This window comes from Azonexus sp., from assembly GCF_041909095.1.
Classification (GTDB): domain Bacteria; phylum Pseudomonadota; class Gammaproteobacteria; order Burkholderiales; family Rhodocyclaceae; genus Azonexus.
Genome location: NZ_JAYREB010000003.1, coordinates 157,712 through 179,940 on the forward strand (window position 1 = coordinate 157,712; position 22,229 = coordinate 179,940).

The 22,229-nt window shown below is 62.5% G+C and carries 14 protein-coding genes; 7 read left to right on the plus strand and 7 right to left on the minus strand.

All coding sequences use genetic code 11. The features are described 5' to 3' along the window. Nucleotides 1-3: 3 nt before the first annotated feature. From ACE3OV_RS08980 to ACE3OV_RS09000, 5 genes are read right to left on the minus strand one after another with little or no spacing between them, the layout of a single operon-like run. On the minus strand, nucleotides 4-3,465 hold the full coding sequence (locus ACE3OV_RS08980) for a pilus assembly protein (protein ID WP_374326661.1): 3,462 nt from the start codon (nucleotides 3,463-3,465) through the stop codon (nucleotides 4-6). 30 nt (nucleotides 3,466-3,495) lie between these two features. Beyond that, on the minus strand, nucleotides 3,496-4,095 hold the full coding sequence (locus tag ACE3OV_RS08985; protein ID WP_374326663.1) for a PilX N-terminal domain-containing pilus assembly protein: 600 nt from the start codon (nucleotides 4,093-4,095) through the stop codon (nucleotides 3,496-3,498). Further along, nucleotides 4,092-5,123 (minus strand): PilW family protein, encoded by a 1,032-nt coding sequence (locus ACE3OV_RS08990; RefSeq protein ID WP_374326664.1) that lies wholly within the window; start codon nucleotides 5,121-5,123, stop codon nucleotides 4,092-4,094. The genes ACE3OV_RS08985 and ACE3OV_RS08990 overlap by 4 nt, the downstream gene beginning before the upstream one ends. Next, a complete protein-coding gene (gene pilV / locus ACE3OV_RS08995) occupies nucleotides 5,120-5,578 on the minus strand; it encodes a type IV pilus modification protein PilV (protein WP_374326665.1) in 459 nt (152 codons plus the stop codon). Before pilV ends, ACE3OV_RS08990 begins: the two co-directional genes overlap by 4 nt. A gap of 9 nt (nucleotides 5,579-5,587) precedes the next feature. Beyond that, nucleotides 5,588-6,067 (minus strand): GspH/FimT family pseudopilin, encoded by a 480-nt coding sequence (locus ACE3OV_RS09000; protein ID WP_374326666.1) that lies wholly within the window; start codon nucleotides 6,065-6,067, stop codon nucleotides 5,588-5,590. A 193-nt stretch (nucleotides 6,068-6,260) separates the two neighbouring features. On the opposite strand from ACE3OV_RS09000, the gene rpsT reads away from it, so the two are divergent. Next, entirely contained in the window at nucleotides 6,261-6,536 is a 276-nt protein-coding gene (gene rpsT, locus ACE3OV_RS09005) for a 30S ribosomal protein S20 (protein ID WP_374326803.1), read from the plus strand. A 63-nt stretch (nucleotides 6,537-6,599) separates the two neighbouring features. Here rpsT and ACE3OV_RS09010 read toward each other — a convergent pair whose 3' ends face one another. After that, nucleotides 6,600-6,899, minus strand: a complete 300-nt coding sequence (locus ACE3OV_RS09010) for a DUF3579 domain-containing protein (RefSeq protein WP_374326667.1) — start codon at nucleotides 6,897-6,899, stop codon at nucleotides 6,600-6,602. Nucleotides 6,900-7,098: 199 nt separating this feature from the next. Beyond that, nucleotides 7,099-9,987: an adenosylcobalamin-dependent ribonucleoside-diphosphate reductase gene (locus ACE3OV_RS09015; protein ID WP_374326668.1), complete on the minus strand. Its 2,889-nt coding sequence runs from the start codon at nucleotides 9,985-9,987 to the stop codon at nucleotides 7,099-7,101. 347 nt (nucleotides 9,988-10,334) lie between these two features. Here ACE3OV_RS09015 and ACE3OV_RS09020 point away from each other — a divergent pair, with 347 nt between their 5' ends. From ACE3OV_RS09020 to ACE3OV_RS09045, 6 genes are all read left to right on the plus strand, one after another. Then, nucleotides 10,335-11,474, plus strand: a complete 1,140-nt coding sequence (locus tag ACE3OV_RS09020) for a VWA domain-containing protein (protein WP_374326669.1) — start codon at nucleotides 10,335-10,337, stop codon at nucleotides 11,472-11,474. A gap of 166 nt (nucleotides 11,475-11,640) precedes the next feature. Next, entirely contained in the window at nucleotides 11,641-14,463 is a 2,823-nt protein-coding gene (locus tag ACE3OV_RS09025; protein ID WP_374326670.1) for a DUF4241 domain-containing protein, read from the plus strand. 5 nt (nucleotides 14,464-14,468) lie between these two features. Continuing rightward, complete coding sequence (locus ACE3OV_RS09030; protein WP_374326671.1) at nucleotides 14,469-14,858, plus strand: hypothetical protein; 390 nt, start codon at nucleotides 14,469-14,471, stop codon at nucleotides 14,856-14,858. Nucleotides 14,859-14,942: 84 nt separating this feature from the next. After that, entirely contained in the window at nucleotides 14,943-16,994 is a 2,052-nt protein-coding gene (locus ACE3OV_RS09035) for a hypothetical protein (RefSeq protein ID WP_374326672.1), read from the plus strand. 68 nt (nucleotides 16,995-17,062) lie between these two features. After that, the gene (locus tag ACE3OV_RS09040) at nucleotides 17,063-20,860 is read left to right on the plus strand and encodes a DUF4132 domain-containing protein (protein WP_374326673.1); all 3,798 of its coding nucleotides are present in this window, start codon (nucleotides 17,063-17,065) and stop codon (nucleotides 20,858-20,860) included. 60 nt (nucleotides 20,861-20,920) lie between these two features. Next, nucleotides 20,921-22,114, plus strand: coding sequence for a leucine-rich repeat domain-containing protein (locus tag ACE3OV_RS09045; RefSeq protein WP_374326674.1), 1,194 nt, complete (start codon nucleotides 20,921-20,923; stop codon nucleotides 22,112-22,114). Nucleotides 22,115-22,229 lie beyond the last annotated feature (115 nt).

The following is a 22,229-nucleotide window of genomic DNA, read 5'->3' on the forward strand; positions in this document are numbered from 1 at the left end:
CAATCAATCCCTGATGATTTCGCGCCAGGAGAGGCGACCGCGCGGCTGGACGCCGGTGTTGACCCGCTGATGTCCCATGGTGGCACCATCCTGACTGTTCGTCTTGCCGCTGCCGCCGACAACGAGTTGGCCGGTTGAGGAGTCGCCGGTAAAGATCGCTGCCTGACTGACCATGCCGATATCCATGTCGAGCGAGCCGATCGCCGTACTACCGCTGTAGCTGCTGAAGAGGAAGAAGCTTTCGCTCAGGCTGCCGCCGGTGAAGGCATTGATCGCGTTCAGATAACCTGTACCGCCGGGCTGGCAGGGGTCGTCGGCGACCGGGACGTTGGAACTGACCAGCAGCACCGGTTCGGTGAAGCGATAGAAGGCGGATGGGGTAGTGATGCGTTCGCCTTGTGCCGTATTGGCGGGAGGCGTCAGCCAGTCGATGTACCAACCCTTCCAACCTGCCATGTCGTGCGATATGACATTGCCGTTGGTGTCGAACTGGATCACGGCAGGCTTGAAGCTGCGCACCGTCTTGCCTTCGACCGTGAAGACCGAATTCAGACCGCGTGGTTTCAAAAAGTTGCGACCGGCAATCGTCGTGCCTTCGTCAATGATTGCGTACCAGCTTTGCACCGCCTTGTCGGTGGGGTCGCCGTTGCGGAAATAGGCGCCGGTGCCGAAGAAGAGGAACAGCTTGCCAAGGTTGGGGTCGGTCCGCAGATAATTTTTCGCCATCGTGATCTGCGACGTGATCGGTTGCAGATTGCCGGCGGCATCCTTGGCGACGAACATGGGGGCGCCGTTGTGGGCGACCTTCCACTGATTGTCGTTGCTGCTGGTGACGTCGAATTTCCAGACATTGCCCTTGAGGTCGCCGGCGTAGATGTAGTCGACATAACCGTCGGCATTGGCATCGTAGACGCCGGGAGTTGCCAGGCCGTTGTCACCGGCAATGCCGGTACTGATCTTGCGGACGGCACCGGTTTCCAGATTGATGATGTAGAGAACCGCCTTGCCGTCGGTGCTGTTGTAGCCGTTGCCGACGATGGCGACGGTGGTGTCGTCGTTCATCTGAGCAATGATCGGCTTGCCGAGCATGTAACCGAGATCCTTGTCCGTCGTGCTGACGTATTCCCAGATAACATTGCCGGTGCCGAAGCTGGCCGGGGTCGTGATGTCGAGCGCGAACAAGCCCTTGCCGCCGCGACCCAGCGTGGCGACGGCGTAGGTCTTGTTCAGGAAGGTCTGCGATTTTTCACCGATGGCGATCTCGCCATCGACGAAGAACTTGTGACCATAGGTGGTCTGACTCAATTGCTCCAGCTTGCTGAGCATGGGGCTGGGGATGTAGGCGAACAATTCGACGCCGGTGTCAGCGCTGAAACCGTGCAGCATGCCGTCGTTCGCGCCAACCAGGACCAGTTTGCTGTCCTTCGAGTAATTTGGTGAGGAGTGAACGATGTCGCCAAGCAGCGAACCGCGGTTGCGCATGGTGCCGCCGTTCTGGACTTCCTTGCTGCGGTCGCCTCGAACGAAGGCGACGACGTCGCTGCTGACGAGTGCAGTTTGGTCGGTGGGGCTGAGGTTGCTCCAGAGGAACTCCTTGGCCGCGCTCCCGGATGTCGTGAAAATCTTGCGCAGGTTGTGGGCCGGGATTTTTTCCGAGGACTTCCAGGTGGGGGTAGTGGCAACGCCGCTGTCAGTAACCGCGTAGGCTTCCAGCTCGCCGGTCCACTTGTTGGTGTTGAAGTTGGCGCCGAAGACCAGCGAAGATGTCGTCAGCTTCGTGCTGTTGGTAGCCACCGATGCGGAAGAGCTCTTGCGGTTCACGATGTCGTTCAGCATGTCGGTCAGCGCATCGGCAAATTCCACCGGGTTCTGGGCGCTGAAGAAGGCGCCCCGGCTATTGACCGCCGCATGCAGCAGGTCGTCAATCTTGCCTGGGTTGCTGCTGGCGGGGTTGTTGGGCCAGGTGATGTTCTGCGCCGGATTGCCGATGGCATTGAAGGCAGTATCCGGATCGACGCTGCCTTGCACCCCGAGGCCGACACCGAAAGTCACCATGTGCTGCCAGAAGGCCGGGTCACGGGTCGTGGTCGGCACGGCATTGACGAGACCGGTCGCCCCTGTGGATAGATCGTTTTTCCAGTAATAGGCGGCAACATCGGCCAGGGTGTCGGAATAGCCGTCGGTGAAAGGCGATTCACTGATGAACTGACCACTCTGGCCGTTCGGGCCGGTGTGCAGCGGTCCGTCGCTGTTATCCTGGTTGCCGGTTGCCGTATTCGCGGCAGCATCGTTCCAGTAGCCGTCGGTCATCAGGATGGTGTAGCTCTGGCGGCAGGCGAGGCTCGTGCCGCCGGTGCTTCCCGGTGTTGAACTCCATGGTCCCCGGTCATCGTTCCAGCTGTAGTACTGTCCGACATCGTCAAGTGCCCGGCGCAGCGGGGTGCCCTGGGCCGGAATGTTGTGGCTGTACAGATTGTTGAAAAAATTATTCCGATCGGTGCCGGAAAACTGACGTACCCCACTGATGATCGTCCGCCAGTTTGCGCCGTCAACCGCAGTGCTGGCTTTGTTGATTGCGCCGAAACCGACGCGCAATCCCGTTCCCTGACTGAAGAAGGCCTTGCCGATACCGGCGCGGGCGGTCAGGACGCGCGAGCGGTAATAGGTGTACCAGTTGGCAAAATTCTGGATTTCCTGGTTGTAAGTGCAGACGCCATTGGTACAGTCGGTGCGCTTGTCGCGCCCCTCACCGGAATAGGTTGCGGTGGCGGGCTGTATCGTTACCTGGGTGTAGTTGTTGATGTTCCAGATGCCGCCACCGTTGTAGCGGAAGTAGGTGGCAGGCCAGAAATTCCGGTTATTTGTATCAAAATTACAATTGTTCGCCGCGGTGCAGCTGATCCAGCTGTTGCCATTGAAATTGGTGTTATTGACCGTCAGATTGCGGCAAAAGGCAGCGCCTACCCCGCTTCTCATCGGGTTGTGCAACGCGCAGGTTGTTGAAGCCGGGCCAAAAACCTGGGTGCCGTTAGGGCTCCATGGGGTATAGGTCACCGACGGGTTGTAGTAGACCGAGTTGATTTGTGGGGAACGCGCCAGTCGGGCATAGGGGTTGTTCCAGTCGACGGTGACGACGGCATTGGTGTAGTCACTTGGTCCGTAAACGTTGTCAGCACGCGGGAAAACGTAATAGGCGGTGCCGCCAGCCCAGACCCATCCCACATTATTGACCCAGACCCACTGGCCTTGGGCAGTCAGTGTGTACTCGTCTGGCATGATTTCAAAATGCATCGAACCCGAGTCGTCAAGGATCATCATGACGTTCGGGTCGGCTGAGGTGCCGGTCTGCAGTGGCGTGTCCGGAATGTTGAGGGCGGCGTGGCCGAGCGAGAACGTGGCCAGGGTGAGCCCGGTCAGCGAGAGTCTGCGCAGGCTGCGGATCAAGTCGGTGCGGCGTTGGTTCATGATGGTTTCCTCGGTACTGGCACGTTGGAATCAGCGTGTGAAGAAGACGGACTGGAGAATGACGTTGGCGCGACCGTCGCCAGGGTTGCTGATGCCGGTGACGCGGAAGCGATGGCAGGAACAGTCCTGTTCGACTGCGGTACAGGAATCGTACTTCTTGTCAGGATTGAGCCCGGGATAGCAGGGGGCATCGCCACCCAGGTATTCGATCAGAAAGCGCGGGGCGTTGCCGGCCACGGTGCCCAGGTTGGTCGCCAGCGGTGTCGCAGCGGCCATCAGCGTGCTCATGTCGACATCGGCAGCCCAGTTGGGAGGGCAGTTGCGACTGGGGGTCGGAATATAGCCGGCCTGGGCAGCGGCGAGCGGTGCGCAGGGAATGTCCGCCGGTTCGCTACCGGGGGCCAGCGAGATGGCTGCCTGTTCGCCGGCACGCAGGGCGGCCTCGGCAGCCTGGAAGGCCAGGCTCTGGTCATAGGCGATGGTGCTCATTTTCTCTTCGAGGGCGATCCCGCGGATGCCGGAAATTCCTAGAATGCTCATGAGCACGAGCATGATCAGGGCGACGAAGAGGACGATGCCGCGTTGTCTGGCCGGCGGCATTTGCGAAACTGGCTTGAACTTGGTCTTCATAGGACTTCCCGCGAGCGAATCTGAACGATGCTGGAAACCTGGCGCTCAATGGTGTTTGCCGGGCAGACGGTGACTGGGCCGGGGTTCTGGATGGTGCCGGGGCCGCACAGGGTGAGGGTGACTTCGACGGCAGCCACCGGATCGTTGTCGGTGATCAGCCATTCGGCGTCGGTCGGCATGGCGGCCACGGAACTGGCGGCCAGGGCGTTGCTGATGCGGTTGCGGCGCAGATAGCGCAGTTGCATGTCGTAGACGTTGTCGACCATTTCGACATCGGCAACCGGGATTTCCGACAGGGCGCGGCGATACAAGGAACGGCCGCCGCGCGGGTTGGTGCCGATGAACCAGAAACCGCTTTCGCTCGAGGCCAGCGACCCGCCGTCGAAATTCTTGTAAACGTCCTTGCCGACGCAAGGTGTGTCGGTATAACCCAGCCCCTTGGTGCAGTTGCCCGGCGCGCCGGTTCCCGTGTTGTGCACGACGGTGGAGTTGCCGTCCTGCAGGTTGGTGATCTGGAGCACTGCAGCATTCTCCTTGCCGCAGGCCAGCACGATGTCTCCTGCGGCAAGGCTGTGGGGAACCGTGATCTTGAACTGGGCAGATTTGGGGTTGTGTCCATAAATGCCCAAGGTCTCGTCACCGCTGCGGGTCAGCAGCAAGGCGTCGGTATTGGCCACCCGGTTCGCCGGATTGCCACCGATCAGCGTCGCCGCCTGGGCGCCATCGTAACCACGGATCGGCGTATTCCAATAGAGGCCGACGCTTGCCGCCGCCGGGTTTACCGTGCTGACCAGCGGCAGGGCACCACAGGGATTGCTGCCGACTTCGCGGATTTCGCGTGCCAGCAGATCGACCGAGATGCGGGCGCCTTTCTGGATGTCGGCAAGGCTTTCGGTGCTCCGGAAAGTGTGCTGGTTGGAGAGCAGGATGCCGGCTGCGCCGAGCATCAGGATCAGGCCGACGGCCATGGAGACCATCAGCTCGATCAGGGAAAGGCCTTTTTGCGGGTGGGTGGCGGTTGTTCTCATAGCCGGCTGCTCGTGGCGAGGGTTTCGGTAGCGCTGCCGCCGGCGCTGGTGTCATCCCAGCGTACCGATACGGTGCACAGTGTGTCGGTGCCGGTAGGGGCGCAGGCGATCTGTCCGCAGGTGGTAGCGGCGTTGCCGAGGGCGTTCTTCAGTCCTTGTATCCAGTCGCGTTGAGCATTGGCCATTCGGCTACCGCCATTCGGGACGGCGCAGGTCATGGCCATCGAGTAGTTGGCGGCGTTCTGACGGTCTGCCCGGATGGCGTCAAACATGTAGTTGCTCATGATCACCGCCTGGCTGCGTTGCACGCTGCTCTGGCCGCCCTTGAGCGCCCGCATCTGCAGTCCGGCCATGCCGAGTGCGCCGATGGCCAGGACGACCACGGCAACCAGGACTTCAATCAGGCTGATGCCGCCCTGTCGTCTGAAGCTTGTTTTGTTGTGGGGAAGATTCATCGCTGGAGCTCACTGGTTGATGAGAATGACCTTGCCACTGCCCAGGATTTCTATCTTGCGTGTCGTGGTCGAGTAGGCAGTGGACTTGATCTCGATGGCCTTGCTGGTCGTTGTTTCTCCGAGCTTGCCGTCGGGCTGGAAACGGAGGTTGGTGAAGGTGCTGGTGACGGCTACTTTGGCGTCGGTGCCAAGCAGTGCCGAGACCACGACGTTGGCGCTGTCGCTGGTTGGGGCGACGCTCCAGCGCTGACCGTCGGTCACGCTGGTGATGGTGATGCTGACCGGGACCTGACGGTTCCTGGCTTCTGCTTGGGCGATGGAGAGCAGTTCGAGGATTTCGTTGGTGGCGGCACTTACCCGGTTGCCAGCGATCATGCCCTGATAGGCTGGCGCGGCAAGGCTGGCCAGAATGGCCAGAATGGCAACGGCGACCATCATCTCGATCAAGGTGAAGCCTGATGCTCGCTGGCGATGGAGAGTGATGTTCAAGATGGCCTCTCGGTGAATCGGATTATGACAGACGGAGTGTAGTTGCGAGTTTTCGTGCCGAGAAGAACCAGGTGGCGAAAGGTTGTTGTGGGCGGATAAGCGGTAATTGCTGAAGATTTCCGTTGCGCTTGCATGTGTCGGTTTTTGTGTTAAAATCGCCGGCTTTAGTTCATTACTTACCTGGATTCCATTCATGGCCAACAGCGCACAAGCCCGCAAGCGCGCCCGTCAAGCTGACAAGCAGCGCGCCCACAACGCAAGCCTGCGTTCGACCCTGCGTACCGCGATCAAGAGCGTGCGCAAGGCGATCCTCGCCGGCGACAAAGCCGCCGCACAAGGCGTTTTCCAGCAGTCCGTGTCGGTCATCGACCGCATTGCCGACAAGAAGATCGTGCACAAGAACGCAGTTTCCCGCACCAAGAGCCGCCTCTCGGCTCAGATCAAGGCGATGGGCGTTGCCGTTGCCTGATTGACGCGTCCTGCTCAATGAAAATGGCGCCTGCGGGCGCCATTTTCATTGCTCTGCCAGTTTCTATTTCTTGCCGTCCAGCGGGCAGACGCCGTCGATGATCTGCAGATCGTTGTCCTGGGCGAAGTTGAGCATGAAGCGGTAGGCCATCGGCTCAATCTCGCCGAGGCGGCCATCGACGAAGACAGCCTTGTCGCCGTTGTAGTCACCGGGCCCGACATACGGCGAGTAACGCATCTTGCGTTCGGCGCCGAACGCCGACATGACGCCACAGAGGCGTTCGGCCCAGTCGCTGGGCCGGAATTTCCTGCCATCCTTGGTCACGCCGACGATGACGAAGGTGGTCGATTCTTGAGTTGTCATTGTGTACTCTGCTTATAGGGGATGCGACCTTGCGTGTCCGCGCATTCTAGCAGAAGCGGGTGGTCTTACCATATCTGCGGGCCCCGGCCGGTGAGCCGCCAAGGCGCCCGGGGCGGGCGTTTGCGCTGGAAGCGCGGATGCAAAAAGGCCCATCGACCGCAGTCGATGGGCCTTTTTGCTGCTGCTTTGCGCTATCCGTTCAGCCGCAGGTGCCGACCGCGCCGCAGGCGGTGCAGAAGTCGCAGCCGTCCTTGCGGATCATCGTGTGGTTGCCGCATTCGCTGCACAGCTTGCCCTGGGTCGGCAGCACCTTGTTGCTGGTGGTGTCTTCCGGTGCTTCGAGGATGCCCATCTGCTGCAGCGGGAAGCCTGCTTCGTCGAGCACGCCGAGCATGGCGTAGCGGTGGATGATCAACTGGGCAATATAGGCGACGGTGGACGGCCAGGTCTGCTGCTTGCGCGAGCCGGGAACGAAGGCCATGAAATCGCCGAGCGGCTCGGAGTAGTCGAGCAGCTTCCTGAGCTTCATGCCGATCCAGGCCGGGTCGATGACGCGCATGTCGAGCGAGAGGAGCTTGCACAGGCCGTCGAGGGAGCGTGGGTAGTTGCCGGACAGCCACATCGAGTAGGGGCGGGTGACGCCGTCGGGCAGGGTGATTTCCTTGAGGCCGAGGACGAAATCCTCGCCGGTCGACGGGTTGTTGACATCAACCGTCCAGGACAGCGTGCCGTCGGTGCCGGTCTTCGGCTCCTTGGTCGAGAACAGGGCGTCCTTGACCGGCGTCGGGCCGTCGTGGCCGAGGGCGCCGAGCTGGTTGACGCGCCAGTGAATGACCTGGGCCATGGCCGAGACAACGGACGGCATGCGCTTCTTCTCGCCGTGCGGCGGCATGTGCATTTCGAAGGCGTCGCCCGGCGTCTTGGCCAGGGCTTCCAGCTTCATCTCCAGCCAGCCGTGGTCGTTGGCGCGCATGTCCATCGACAGGGTCTTGGCGACGGCGCCCAGACCGCGCGGTTCGGCCGGACCGTTGGCCCAGACTTCGAACGGCCAGGCATGGCCTTCCTGTTCGACGTGGCCGACGAAGAGGGCGAACTTGCCGATCGGCGAATCGACCATGTAGGTCCAGCACAGGTTGCCTTCCGGCAGGTTCGGGCGGCCCGGCCAGCGCAGGCTGGAGAGCACCGGTGCCGGCAGGTTCTTGATCGACAGGCGGCGGTTGGCGTCGGTGACGAAATCCTGCGGCGACTTGTCGTCGTCGGCTTCGGTCTTGGCCGGTTCGACCGACAGGACGGAACCGAGCACGCTGTTCGGACGATAAGTGGCGAGGCCCTTGAGGCCGGCCTTCCAGGCTTGCATGTAGAGATCCTGGAAGTCTTCGTAGGGGTAGTCGCCGGGAACGTTGACCGTCTTCGAGATCGATGTGTCGATGAACGGGGCGACGGCGGCGACCATGTCGGCGTGCGCCTTGGCGGAAATTTCCAGCGCCGTGACGAAGTATTCCGGCAGCTTGGTCACGTCGCCGCCCTGGTGCTTGTATAGGCGCCAGGCGTAGTCCTCGACCGAGTATTCCTTGATCGTGCCGTCCTGCATCCGCTTCTTGCGGTTGTAGGTCCAGGAGAACGGCGGCTCGATGCCGTTCGACGCGTTGTCGGCGAAGGCCAGAGAAATCGTGCCGGTCGGCGCGATCGACAGGAGGTGCGAGTTGCGCAGACCGTGCTTGCGGATTTCGGCCTTGACGTCGGCCGGCAGGCGCGAGGCGAAGTTGCCGCCGGAAAGATACAGTTCGGCGTTGAACAGCGGGAAGGCGCCGCGTTCTTTAGCTAGCTCGACCGAGGTCAGGTAGGTCGTGTCGCGCATGAATTCGCTGATGCGGGCGGCCATCGCACGGGCTTCCGACTTGTCGTAGCGCAGGCGCAGCATGGCCAGCGTGTCGCCGAGACCAGTGAAGCCGAGGCCGACGCGGCGCTTGTTGGCGGCTTCCTGCTGCTGGCGTTCGAGCGGCCAGTGGGTGGCGTCGAGGACGTTGTCGAGCATGCGGGTGGACACGCGGCAGACCTCGGCGAAGGCGTCGAAGTCGAACTCGGCCTTGCTCGAGAAGGCGTCGCGCACGAACAGGGTCAGGTTGATCGAACCCAGGCAGCAGCAGCCGTAAGGCGGCAGCGGCTGTTCGGCGCAAGGATTGGTGGCCTCGATCACTTCGCAGTAATTGAGGTTGTTGTCCTTGTTCATCCGGTCGAGGAACAGGATGCCCGGCTCGGCGTGGTCGTAGGTCGATTTCATCACCTGGTCCCACAGCTCGCGGGCGCGCAGCTTGCGATAGACCCAGGTGCCGTCGTCGCGCTGGTAGGCGCCGGCCGCCTTCATGTCGGCGTTCGGTTCGGCGCGATGGGCCAGCTCGACATCGCCGTCAACATCGACGGCCTGCATGAAGGCATCGGTGACGCCGATCGAGATGTTGAAGTTGGTCAGGTCGCCCTTGTCCTTGGCGTGGATGAATTCCTCGATGTCCGGATGGTCGCAGCGCAGCACGCCCATCTGGGCGCCGCGGCGGGCGCCGGCGGATTCGACGGTTTCGCAGGAGCGGTCGAAGACGCGCATGTAGGAGACCGGGCCGGAAGCGCGCGACTGCGTGCCCTTGACGCGGGCGCCCTGCGGACGGATCGACGAGAAGTCGTAACCGACGCCGCCGCCGCGGCGCATGGTCTCGGCGGCCTGGGCGAGCGCGGTGTAGATGCCGGGGCGGCCGTCGACGTTTTCGACGATGGAGTCGCCAACCGGCTGCACGAAGCAGTTGATCAGCGTCGCCTGCAGGTCGGTGCCGGCGGCGGAATTGATGCGGCCGGCCGGGATGAAACCGTTTTCCTGGGCCCACAGGAAGCGCCCTTCCCAGTGCGCACGGTCGGCTTCCTGCTCGACCTGGGCGAGCGCCCAGGCGACGCGCTTGCGCACGTCGTGGACGTTGGTTTCCTTGCCCTTGGCGTACTTTTCGATGAGCACCTCGCCGGAGATTTCCTGCTCGGGCAGCGGCGCGAATTGCGGCGGTGCAGGAATGTCGGTCAACGACAACTGCTCGGCGATTTTGCTCATTGAAAGCTCCTCTCGGTAGGTGTTGTTTGGTTTGGAATGGCCGACAATCTACTAGATATAGTGCTATCGAGCAACACGTTGACTAAATGCGGTATTTTCTGCATTAGCCGCAGGTGCTGCCGTCATCGCCGGAAAAAGCCCGAAAAAACAAGGCGTGGGCGGTAGCAGGGGGGGGGTCACCAGAGCGCCAGAAATACTTTGCGGCGGAGCACTGTTTCTTGCTGGAAGTGAGGGGGGGGCGAACGAAAATATGCACTTGCCCTGCCGCTTCATGGCAATATCATGGACTGCTTATCTAGATTGACTTGAGTGCTGGCGCGTTTCACGCCGCATCGACCTGCTTCTTCATGACTTCGTCCCTGCCGGATCAACACGAAACCCTGCGTCGCTGGCGCCTGATCCTCGGCCGCTATGCCGAGGCGCCGATGTCTTCCTGCACCAGTTTTTCCGGCCAGGACTGGCAACTCGATCAAACCCTCGATTTCCTTTACGGGCGCGAATACGAAGGGCGCGGCCTGGTGCGCGGCGGGGGGGGGGCGCTTGATCCGAGTCAGATTCAGGCGGTCGACTGGCTGAACCGCTCGCGCAAGCTGTTTCCCCGGGATGTCTACGAGCGCATGCAGACGCAGGCCGTCGAGCGTTACCAGATGACCGAATTGCTCAGCGACCCGGCCCTGCTCGAAGCGCTCGAACCGACACCGGCGCTGACCAAGGCCTTGATTTCGATGCGCGGACGTCTTTCCGGGCAGATGCGGGATGCGGTGCGGCAGATCATCCGGCGCACCGTCGACGAGATCACCCGGCGCCTGCGCCAGGACTTCGTCAATGCCCTCAGCGGCCGGCGTAACCGGCAGCGGCGCTCGTCGCTCAAGGATTCGCGCAATTTCGATGCGCGGGCAACCATCCTCGCCAACCTCAGGCACTTCGATGTTGGGAGCAAACGCCTGCTGATCGAGCGCCCCTTGTTCAACGCCCGCGTCAAGCGCCATCTGCCCTGGGACGTCATCCTCTGCGTCGACCAGAGCGGCTCGATGCTCGACTCGGTCATCTACAGCGCCGTCCTCGCCGGCATCATGGCCAGCCTGCCGGCCGTCCGGGTCAAGCTCGTGCTGTTCGACACCAGTGTCGTCGACCTGACGCATCTCGCGCACGATCCGGTGGAAGTACTGCTCACCGTGCAACTGGGCGGCGGCACCGATATCGGTCGCGCTCTGCGCTATTGCGAAACCCTGGTCGACCAGCCACAACGGACGGTTCTGGTGCTGATCAGTGACTTCGAGGAAGGGGCGCCGCCCCTGCATCTTCTTGCTGCCGTGAAGCGCCTCGCCGAATCCCGCGTCACCCTGCTCGGCCTGGCCGCGCTCGACGATGCCGCGACCCCCATTTACGACCGGCTGATGGCGCAGCGACTGGCCGATCGCGGCATGCAGATCGCCGCCCTGACGCCGCCCCATTTTGCCGAGTGGCTTGCGGAAGTCATGCAGTAGATGCTCGCCTGCCAATCATTGATATTTCAATCAAGGGACGCATCGCTTTGCTGCGTTCTGCATGAGGAATGATGTGTCTCTTATAGACCAAGGAAATCTGGCTGCGCTTTTTTACAGCACCAAGGAAATGAAACGGCGGGCGCTCAAACGCGTGTCGATTGGCACGATGAATGTGACCAGCGGCAACATCGTTGCCTGCGATCCCATCGTGCAGCCTGACGGCGAGCCGTTTGCGCGCCAGGTGGCACCGGGTAGTTATGCCGTCGAGTACGTCGAAGGCAATTCACGTCCGGCTTTGCTGGTGCTGTGGCTACGCAAGCGCCAGGCAATCGATCCGGCGAAGATCACCTGGGAGATGGCCCTCCTCGCCGACCAGAATGCTGCCGATTTGGGCGAAGACGAATACTACGGTTACCCGGTCGACGCCGGTTGGGGATGCTTCATGGACGCCGATGCCGGGCGCGCCATGGCCGAACGGGAGGAACGCGCCAAAGCGGAAGACCCCGATTTCGACAACTACTACGAGGCCTTCCTGGCGGAAAAGACCGAGGATTGCGACGCCTTTGTCCATTGCCCATCGGGCGGGCAGGATGCAAGCAACATCATGCTGTGCACGTCTGGCTGGGGCGACGGCTACTATCCCAGTTACTGGGCATTGGACAAGCAGGGCGAGGCGGTCGCGCTCGTTACTGATTTCGGCGTCATCACCAACGGCGATGCACGCAGCTCAGAAGACATCGCCGATGAAGCCTATCTGGCCAGCCTGTCGCCCGAGAAACTGGCGGCGCTGGAGGCCATGACGGCCGCGATTGAGGCCGGCGATGCCGACACGGCAGCAGCGCTGTGCGCCAGCGGCCTGGTCAGCGCCAACCAAATCATTCCGTCCACCGGCGACACCGCCATCCTGGATGCCATCCGCCTTGATCAGCAGGCCGTCCTCGCCGCATTGCTCGACGGCAAGCCGTGTCCGGATGTGCCGGGCAAACTCAAGCCCAACCCGCCCGATTACTTCAACTACGCCACGCGCTTGGGGCGTTTTTATCAAAAGAAACGCAAACCCCGCACGCCGGAGTCGCTGGATATCCTGCGTCGGAACGCCGGGCTGGCCGAAAAGCCAGGTCGGCAGGTGAGCGCCGCTTCCGCTGCGGCCTTGCTCGCTTCAAGCGACATCCGCCTCGTCCCGACCGGCGAACTGCTGACGCGTTACTCGCTGTACCGTCTGCCTGGCTACGCCGAAGCTAACAAGCAGTCACCGCAGCCGTTGATCGCCGTGTGTGACGGCAACCTGACGCTGGATAGCCTGGACCTTGATTTCCCCGACGACGTTTCCGCAAGCCCGGCCGTCGGTTTCCTGGTCACCGGGAAGCTGACGGTCACCGGCAACATCACCAGCCAGAACAGCAAGGCGCGCAGCCTCGTCGTTCTCGGCGACCTGCATGCCGGCAATGTCGCCACCAGCGGTGCCGCCCTGCTCGTGCGCGGCAACGTGGTCGTCGATGGCGTCTGGTGCGGGAGCGGGGTGGGGGAATCCTGTATCGACGGCGACTTCGTTGCCCGCCTGCTGATCGCCGATCATCACCGCTTTGCAATCGGCGGCGCGACGCGCGCGCCCAGGGCTGCACCGGAAAACACCGGTGCACCGGTCCATTGGTCGCAGGCGCTCAAGGAGCCCAAAGGCGACGTGCCGATCCATTTTGTCCTGAACGAAGAATGCCTGGACGACCAGGCCTGGCCGTTCAATTTCGCTGTTTTCCTTCAACGCCTGCAGGCCGGCTTGCCGGTACTTCATCCCGACTGCTGCGAAGGCTCGCCGAAACTGGCGCGGTGGCGCAAGGGCAAGGATTTTTTCACGGATGCCGAAGCGGACTACTACCGCGCTCACTACGAACGCGCCGCAAAGGCTTACAAGCAGGCCGAAGCAGCCGGCTGTCCGACCGCGCTCTGCCGCTACAAACGCGCCCTGAGCCATTTCAAGGACAAGGAACCGAAACAGGCGATCCCGCTGTTCTCCTGGTGCATCGACAACAATGCCTATCTCGGCGAGTCTCTGGTCAAGCGGGCTGCAGCGCAAATCATGCTTGTCCGTCAGGGGGAGCATGACGATGAAGCAGCGGCCTGCGCTGCCGCGCGGGCCGACTGCGCGCGCGTCATCGAAGCCGAAGGTTTTGGCCGTGAACGCAGCCTGCTCGACGCCCTGACCACACTCGGCGACGCGCTGTATCAGGCAGACGAGTTCGAGGCAGCCCTGGCACCGCTGACCCGAGCCCTGGAAATCGACAGCGCCGACCACGCAGCCAACAGCAACATGGGCAACTGCCTGTGGCATCTCGATCGCAGGAGCGAAGCCTTGCCCTATCTGGACAAAGCCATCGCAGCCGATCCAGATGAAGATTACGCCCACCTGATCAAGGCTTATTGCCACCTGGAACTCGAAGACTTCGCCGCCGCCGCGCAGAGCCTTTTCAACTATCTGGAGCGCAGGCCGGATAACCCGTCCGCCCGCGAACATCTGATCCGCTGCCTGGTCATCCTGGACCGCCTGACCGACGCCCAGGCCCAGGCTTTTGAAATGGACGAGCGCCATCCCGATCACTACCTGGTGAACGCCGACGGCATCATGGCCGACGCGTTGCGCAATGTGGGACGACATGAGGAAGCACTCAAGCACGCCGAGTTGTCGGCCAGGGCGAACCCGACGCCCGGTCATCATTTCTACATCAAGGGGCTTTGTCACTACGACCTGCAGGACATCGACGGCGCGCTCGCCAGCTGGCATGCCCTGGCTGAAGTCGAACCGGACAACGTTTATGTCCTGAACCGGCTGGCCATCGGCTATCTGTCGAAAAATCCGGACACCGCGCTGAGCTATCTCGACAAATCCCTGGCAATAGACCCCGACTTCGCGCTAACGCTCAAATTGCGGGAGGCGTTCGTCAAAGCACAGCCATCGCTGGCCTCGCGCCTGCGCGGCATGTTCAGCCGGAAGTAATGCCCATGTCGCGATCTGATCAATACTGCCCTGTCAAACTGGGCGATTCGTGGCCGGATGCCCAGGCGGCACTCGATACGACAGCAGCCTTGGAACCCTATTTCAACGATCCGGCGGTGCAGTCGGGCTGGCACATCAATCTGTTCGAGCGAGGGATCTGGCTCTTTCTCGATGACGCGTTGCGGATACGCACGCTGCGTTTCGATGCCCCGTTTGCTGGCGCGATAGATGGCGTGCGTATCGGCGACACAAGCCGGCAGGTCCGTCAGATAAAAGGCAAGTTCGATCGCAAATGGCCGGTCAATGATGGCCGGAAAACCTGGTTGTACGACTCGCCGTTCGTCAGGTTTGATTTCAACGTCGCCAGCGATACGGTTGAGACGATCTTCTTGTGATTGATCGATTCTTCCCGATGGCGGCAAGCCATGCGCCGGGCAAAAATCGGCCGGTTTTCCGGTTGACCGTGGAGTCTTGCTGAAATGCACTGGATTGTCGCCTGTCGCGCCTACGACGACGAGACCCTGGCCACGCTCGCCAATCCGGGGCTGCTGCGGCGCGCCTACAAGGATGTCGAAGCGGGCAAGCTGCGCTGGCTGGAAGAGGGCGCGCAAGGCGGCGTCATCGAAGCCGATGGCCAGCGCGTCAAGCTCGACGCTCAGGGACCGCAAAAGGCGAGCTGCGATTGTCCGGCACCCGGCGTGTGCAAACACATCCTGGCCGCCGTGCTGTGGTTGCGTGCACAGCCCGTCGCCGACCAAAACGCCGTTGCCGGCGGGAGCGACGAGGTCGCCAGCGCACCGGACCCCCTCGCCGATCTGCTCGCCAGCCCGGGCGACCTGGTGCTCAAGGCCGCTGGCGTTGGTGCCGTGCGCCGGGCGGCCGAGATGCCCGTGATCGAGGCCGAATGGCACGTCCAGGGCGGGGCGCTGGTGATCACCCTGCCTGAACTGGGGGCCAGTTGTCGCTGGATCGTCGGCGCCGGCTTTGCCGGCATGGTGTCGGAAATCGCTGCCAGGGAACGCAAGCTCTTCCATCTGCTGGCCGTTGCCGCCGTGCGCCGCGCCGCCGGTCTGCCGGCCTTGTGGGTCGCCTCGCTGCCGGTTTTCGACACCGCCGCGTTGAGTGGGCGCGAGCGGGCTTTCCTGGCACAGCTGCGGGGAACGCTCGACGAGTTGATTCGGGCCGGACTTTCCCATGTCGGTCGGCAAACCTCGGCGCGTCTGCTGGCGCTCAACATGTCGGCGCGCGCCGAAGGCCTGCCGCGCCTGGCCGCCCTGTTGCGCAACCTGGGCGGGATGGTCGGCGGGCTGGCTGGCCGCGACCATCGCGTCGAAGAACATGATGTCCTGCGCCTGATCGCCCAACTCCACGCCTTGAGTGAGGCCCTGCTCGCGATCGGCGAGCTGCGTGACGCAGCGACGGCAGCCCGCATGCAGGCACTGCGCGGACGCTTGCAACGCAATTATGCGGCTGGCGGCGCGCTCGACGTGCTGCCGCTCGGCGCCTGGTGGTGGCAGACCGACGGCGGCGCCCGCGGCCTGACGCTGGCGATGTGGGATATCGCTGCGGCGCGTGCCGTGCAAGCGGTGCTGGCACGGCCGGATGGCAGCGATCGCGGATTTGACCGTCAGCGGGCGTGGTCGCAGATGATCCTGTGGGACGGGGCCGGCAGCGCCGAAAGCATCGGCAGCATGCCGTGGCATCTGGAAGCAGTGCGCATGGCGGAAGACGGACGTCTTGCGGTCGGCGGTGCGACGCAGGCCACGGCGCTGTCGCCCTGGTCGGCCGACGATGCGCGCCTGGCCGCTATCGGCTGCCGCGACTGGACCGACGTCGGTGACGCGCTGCGTGCCGCAGGCGGCCTGGCCGGGCAGGGCGCCGATCTGATCCTGCTGCGCCCGGCCAGCGTCGGCGAGCCGTGGCTTGATGAGGCGGCACAGCGGATCGAGTGGCAACTGCTCGATCATGCCGGACGTGCATTGACCCTGCTGCTGCCCTGCGAGGAGCGCACCCGGCAACGGATGCTCAACCTCGAACGCCTGCACGCCCGGCGGGCGCCGGTGCACGGCGTGCTGGTGCGGGTCGGCGACGCAGCGCGCGGCGAGCTGGAAGTGCTGACGGTCCTGAGCGCCGACCCGCAGGGCATGCTGCAAACGATTTCCCTCGATTACGCGCATGAAGCTGCGCCGCCCAAGGCCGGGCTGGGGCAGCGCATCCTTCGTCTGCTCGAGAAACGGCGTCAGCAAAAAGCGCCACCAACACTGTCCACGCCCTCCGCTCTGGCGCGTCTCCTGACGCCCCTGCTGGCTTTCCTGGAAACCCAGGCGGCCCTGGGGCGACTGGTGCTGAGCGTTGCCGACAGCGAACGCCTGCAGGCCACGGCCGCCGCGCTTGGCGCCGTCGGTCTGGAAAGCCTGCGCCGCAGCCTGCTGGCGCATGCGGCGGCGCCGACGGCGGGCAGTCTGCTGCAGCTTTATTACCTAGGACAGCGCCTTCTGGCGATGGAAGGCCTGAGCAGCAGCGAGTTCTAGTGGTTTATTGCGTGCCCCTGGCGGGGCGAAATCCGGATGTGCTGATCAAAAACAAGGAGGTCAAGGAGATGAGTTTGTTACAGAAGATGAGGGACGTTTTTTCCGACAAGAAGCAGAGCGATGGCCTGAGCAGCGCCCAGCAGAAGTTGCTGAGCGAGGCCTTCGCCTCGCTGGCACCGGCCGGCAAGAACCTGCCGGCGAAAGCCATGCGCTACCTGCTCGAAGGCGTCGATGAAGACGTCCTGCTCGATCTCCAGAACGCCGGTTCGCCACATCCCGGCATCCTGCTGGGCGAGCCGGGGCGGCTGCGCTCCTCCTTCTCGGGCTATGACAACAAGGTCGAGGAAAAGAACGGAGAAAGCAGCCTGAAAGCCCGTTCGGCCTTCTACGCCACGCTTGAAGCAGCAACGATGCCGCACGCCCTGATGGTTCGCCTCGGCAAGCTGCTGCAGTCGGCCGATGGCCGCAAGTCGCTGGAGCCGATGGGTTCCCAGGTGCCGGACTGGTGTGATTACCTGGTCAACGACGCCTTGTACGCCAGTTTCAACCGTAGCTGGCTTTCCTCTGACGACAAGAAAGCCTTCCCTCACGACCGGCGCGCCTTCACCGTGCCCAATCTGGCCATCATGCTCGAGCTTGAAGGGGTGCCGGACTGGCAAGTCCTGCAACTGGCCTTCGAGCGCAATGGGCTGGACAACTACTATCAGGACCGGTTGGACTTCCTGATCAGCAATCCGGCGACATTCGACTTCATGCTGAGCAAGCCTGAACTGGTGAAGTACCTGCCGAGCAATCTGAGCGCACTGGGGCGGACCAAGCTGGCCGAGTGTCTGGGCGCCAGGCCGGCCGAGAACGAGCTGTTGTCGGTGATACTGGTGCTGCTCGCGGTCGATGGCGCCAAGGCCGTCCGGGCCGAGGCCGCCAGCCATCTCGAAGGGGTGCCGGAGCGCCTGCGTCTGGGCTGTCTCGCCGGCTTCCTGCTGCAGGGTGACAGCGGGCAACGCCAGTACGCTGCCGAATTGTTTGCCCGCTGGCCCAGCGCCGAGGTCAAGGCAACACTGGAAGCTGCGCTGGCCCAGGAAAAAGGCAAGAGCGTTCAGCAGGCCATTCGCGGCGCCTTGAGCCGGATCGATGCGGTCGACGAAGCGGCGGCCCAGGATCTGCCGCCGCTGCCCGCGTGGACACCGCTGCCCGACGAGCCACTGGGGCCGGAATTCGAGAAAATACTGCTGGCCAACCGGGTTGAATTGCTGGAAAGCCTGCGCCAGGACGCCGAAGAGGAAAAAAAGGAAAATGCCACCAGCACCAGTAGATGGAAATCATCCTGGCGGCAAGATATCTACAAGGAATACATGCAGCTGACCGACGCGCACTTGCGTGTCGCCGTGCAGGTGATGAACGGTCAGCCCGCCAGCAAGCAACTGGTCGGAAAAATCAAGGCGCAGGTCTGGAAGACCCTGGACCATCAGGATAAATTCCTGGAGTTGCCCGGTCTGAGCGGCGTGCATCTGATCCGCTGGCTCAACTACGCGGACGCCGAAGGCGATTTCTGGCGCCACGAGGAGTTCCAGCAATGGCTCACCCAGCAGGAAGCCGGGACGGTCGACCTGCGCGCCATTGCCGACGTGGTGCAACGCAACGGCGGCGCTCTCACCGCAGTCGCCAGCGCCGCCCTGGTCGATTACTGGCGCGCGCCCACTGCCACTGAATTTCTGCCGCCGGACTGCGTCTGGCCGTTTTTTGCCGAGCATCCCGAGTTTATCGACATCGCCCTCGAGATCGCCGCACCCGCCGAGTTCGAAAGCTACCGTGGCACCCCGCGCCTGGGCGCGACCTTGCGTACTCTGGAAATTTTCCCCGTCATCCCCGGGCGCTGGTTGCCGCGCCTGATGGAAATCGCGCTGGGCGAAACCCGGGCCTACCGGGGAGATGCCCAGAAAGTGCTCGCCCGCGTGCCCGAGATCGGCAAGCAGGTGCTTGAATTCCTGACCCACTCGAAGAGCGAAATGCGCATCGAAGCTGCTCGCTGGCTGGCCGATCTGCAATATCAGCCGGCGGTCGAAGCGATCAGGAAGGCGCTGGTCAAGGAAAGCCGGGAGGCCGTGCGCGCTGCCTTCCTGACCACGCTGGAAGCGCTGGGCGCAGACATCGCCGCCTACATTGCCCCGGACGTCCTGCTCGCCGAAGCGAAGAAGGGGCTGAAAGCCAAGCTGCCGGCCGGCCTCGACTGGTTCAATCTGGATGCGCTGCCGGCCTGCCAATGGGCGGACGGAACGCCGGTCGAGGCGGAATGCATCAAATGGTGGGTGGTCTTCGCCTGCAAGCTCAAGGAGCCGGGCGGCAACGCGCTGCTCACGCGCTACCTCGGCCTGCTCGACGCCGCCAGCCGCGAAGCGCTGGGCCGCCACATCCTCCACCAGTTCATCGCCCAGGATATCCGCCATCCCAGCGAAGCCGAATGCATCGCCCACGCCGACGCCACGGCTCCTCGCCGCTGGCAGCAGTGGCAGACCTATTACCAGCGCAACAAGGACGAGTTCTACAACCGCAGCCAGGAACAGATCTACGCTGAATGCAAGGCCAGCAAGGCTGCCGAATACCTCGGCAGTGCCATCGGCGAAAAAGGCATCCTCGCCTTGTCCGCCTACGCGCCCGGCCACGAAGCCGTCAACTTGCTGCGCCAGTACATGCGTGATCACTACCCCCGGCGGGCGCAGATCGAAGCCATGCTCGAAGGACTGGCACCTGGCAACGATCCTTTCGTCATCCAGCTCCTGCTCGGCCTCTCCCGCCGCTATCGCACCGCCTCGGTGCAGGAGAAGGCGCGCCTGCTGGTGCAGCAGATCGCCGACCGCAACGGCTGGTCAGCCGATCAGCTCGCCGACCGCACCATCCCCACCGCCGGCTTCGACGACAGCGGCAAGCTCGAACTGCATTATGGCGACCGCCTGTTCACCGTCACCCTCGACGCGGCGATGAAACCCGAACTGCGCAACGCCGAAGGCAAGGTCATCAAGGCCCTGCCCGAACCCCGGCAGACCGACGATCCGGACAGCATCAAGGAAGCCAAGGGGCAATTCTCGGGCTGCAAGAAGGAACTCAAGCAGGTCATCGAATTGCAGACCGCCCGCCTCTACGAAGCCCTTTGCGTCAGTCGCCTCTGGCCGCAGGCCGAGTGGCGCGAATACCTCCTGCAGCATCCGGTGGTCGGGCGCCTGATCCAGCGCCTGATCTGGCTGGAAACCGACGCCCAGGGCCAGCCGCTGCAAAGCTTCCGGCCGACCGAGGACGGCACGCTGATCAACACCGACGATGACGAAATCACGCTCGGCGAAGGCAGCCTGATCCGCCTCGCCCACGCCTCGCTCGTTACGCCGGACAGCGCCAAAGCCTGGCAGGCGCATTTCAAGGACTACAAGCTCAGCCCGCTCTTCGCGCAGATGACCCGGCCCTTGCCCGAGATCGCGATGACCGATGCTGAAGGCAAGCCGGTTCAGGAAATCGCCGATCGCCAGGGCTGGCTGAGCGACACCTTCACCCTGCGCGGTGCCTTCAACAAGCTGGGCTACCAGCGCGCCGCCGCCGAGGATGGCGGCTTCTTCGATCATTACTTCAAGGAGTTCGGTGCCGCCGGCATCCGCGTGGTGGTCGAATTCACCGGCAACTGCCTGCCCGAGGAAAACGTCGTGGCGGCGCTGCGCGTCCTGCGTTTCGAAGATATGCGTGGTGGCCGCTGGCGGGCTGAGACGCTGGACCTTGCAGCCGTGCCGGTGGTCCTGCTGGCCGAGGCCTATGCCGACTATCTGGCGGTAGCCAATGTCTGTTCCGGTTTCGACCCGGAATGGGAAAAGAAAAGTCCGTGGTGACCGGGTAATTTCTGCCTTGAGCCTGCCCTTCCTCCCTTTTCCAAATTCCTGGGAAATACGATGCCTGACGAGCTTTACGACCAATACAGCGACGAAATTTTCTATGCCAACACCCTCGCCGGCGCGCAGCCTGACAAGGTGCGGGCGATCTACATCAGCTACGAACCTGGCGATTGCATTTCGCTCAAATTCCCCGAGTTGCGCTACCTGAGCTATTGCCAAGCCACGCCGGACTGGGGGGGCATAACTCGGCTGAAAAAACTGGTGCATTTCAGCTGCAAAGGCGCCTACGGCAAAATTCCGCAAGCGCTGCACGAACTGCTGCAAGGAAACACCGGGCTGATCGAACTGGAGATCGACAATACGGGACTGCATCTGGACGACCGCCTTGCTGGCATCGGAACCTTCAAAAACCTGCGCGCGCTCGAACTCAACAACATCGAGCTGCCAGCTTTCCCAGCCGGCATCGGCCAACTCGGCGAACTGCGCCGACTTTCTCTCGCCAATAGCGGATTGAGAAATTTCCCGGACGTACTCTGCGAACTGCACCATCTTGAAGAGCTTGATCTTTCCGGCAATCCGATCAGCGAACTGCCCGAAGCCATCGGCCAACTGCATAAATTGAGAAAACTGGACATCACCCAATGCGCCCTGAGCAGCCTGCCCGAATCGCTTGCCGACCTGCCCGATCTCGAATCCGTGCTCGCCACGGGCAACACCTTCACGCAACTCCCGTTCGGCCTGAAAAAACTCAAGTCGAAGCTGGTCGTGGAACTTAAATACCGCGCGCTCTACGACGAAGTTGCCCGCAAAAAACACCACCGTCTCGGACAAAAGCCGGCGATTTTCAAGGATTTCGGGTTCAAGCTGATGGTTATCCAGAAGCTGATGTACGACGAAAAAGTGCTTCGCCCCATCTTCGACGTCTACGACTTTGCAGCAAACCACTCCGCCCGAAAAATCGACCTCGAAGGCGCGGAAGCCTACGGCGTCATCCCTGAGGTGCGCGACCATTTCCTGAACCTGGAAATCCCGCTGGCCCTGCTCGAAGACATCAAAACGCTCTACGCCGACGGCGGTGACGAAATCTACGCCCAACTCGCTCCGCGCTGGGGCGGCGAAGACGACTTTTTCAATGTTAACTCAGCCGCCGACGCCAAACTGCTGCCTAACCTGAAGGAAGTCACCTCTCCTTTCTTGTCCGGCAAAGCCATCAAGCAACTTGAAAAACTGGCGATTGAGGTCGATTGCTGAACGAAGCGGACGACCAAGTGCGTTGTCACGGTCAACCCGAAAATCGTTGATTTTTGGCATTGGCGACCAAAGTGCCTCGACTGAGTTGAGGCATTAAAACCGAAAGAATGTTAAA

Bases quoted from the DNA above. Each gene is read 5' to 3' on its own strand.
- ACE3OV_RS08980 (WP_374326661.1), bottom strand. From the start codon at position 3,465: ATGAACCAACGCCGCACCGACTTGATCCGCAGCCTGCGCAGACTCTCG.
- ACE3OV_RS09025 (WP_374326670.1), top strand. From the start codon at position 11,641: ATGAATGTGACCAGCGGCAACATCGTTGCCTGCGATCCCATCGTGCAG.
- ACE3OV_RS09020 (WP_374326669.1), top strand. From the start codon at position 10,335: ATGACTTCGTCCCTGCCGGATCAACACGAAACCCTGCGTCGCTGGCGC.
- ACE3OV_RS09030 (WP_374326671.1), top strand. From the start codon at position 14,469: ATGTCGCGATCTGATCAATACTGCCCTGTCAAACTGGGCGATTCGTGG.
- ACE3OV_RS09010 (WP_374326667.1), bottom strand. From the start codon at position 6,899: ATGACAACTCAAGAATCGACCACCTTCGTCATCGTCGGCGTGACCAAG.
- ACE3OV_RS08985 (WP_374326663.1), bottom strand. From the start codon at position 4,095: ATGAAGACCAAGTTCAAGCCAGTTTCGCAAATGCCGCCGGCCAGACAA.
- ACE3OV_RS08990 (WP_374326664.1), bottom strand. From the start codon at position 5,123: ATGAGAACAACCGCCACCCACCCGCAAAAAGGCCTTTCCCTGATCGAG.
- ACE3OV_RS09045 (WP_374326674.1), top strand. From the start codon at position 20,921: ATGCCTGACGAGCTTTACGACCAATACAGCGACGAAATTTTCTATGCC.
- ACE3OV_RS09035 (WP_374326672.1), top strand. From the start codon at position 14,943: ATGCACTGGATTGTCGCCTGTCGCGCCTACGACGACGAGACCCTGGCC.
- rpsT (WP_374326803.1), top strand. From the start codon at position 6,261: ATGGCCAACAGCGCACAAGCCCGCAAGCGCGCCCGTCAAGCTGACAAG.
- ACE3OV_RS09040 (WP_374326673.1), top strand. From the start codon at position 17,063: ATGAGTTTGTTACAGAAGATGAGGGACGTTTTTTCCGACAAGAAGCAG.
- pilV (WP_374326665.1), bottom strand. From the start codon at position 5,578: ATGAATCTTCCCCACAACAAAACAAGCTTCAGACGACAGGGCGGCATC.
- ACE3OV_RS09015 (WP_374326668.1), bottom strand. From the start codon at position 9,987: ATGAGCAAAATCGCCGAGCAGTTGTCGTTGACCGACATTCCTGCACCG.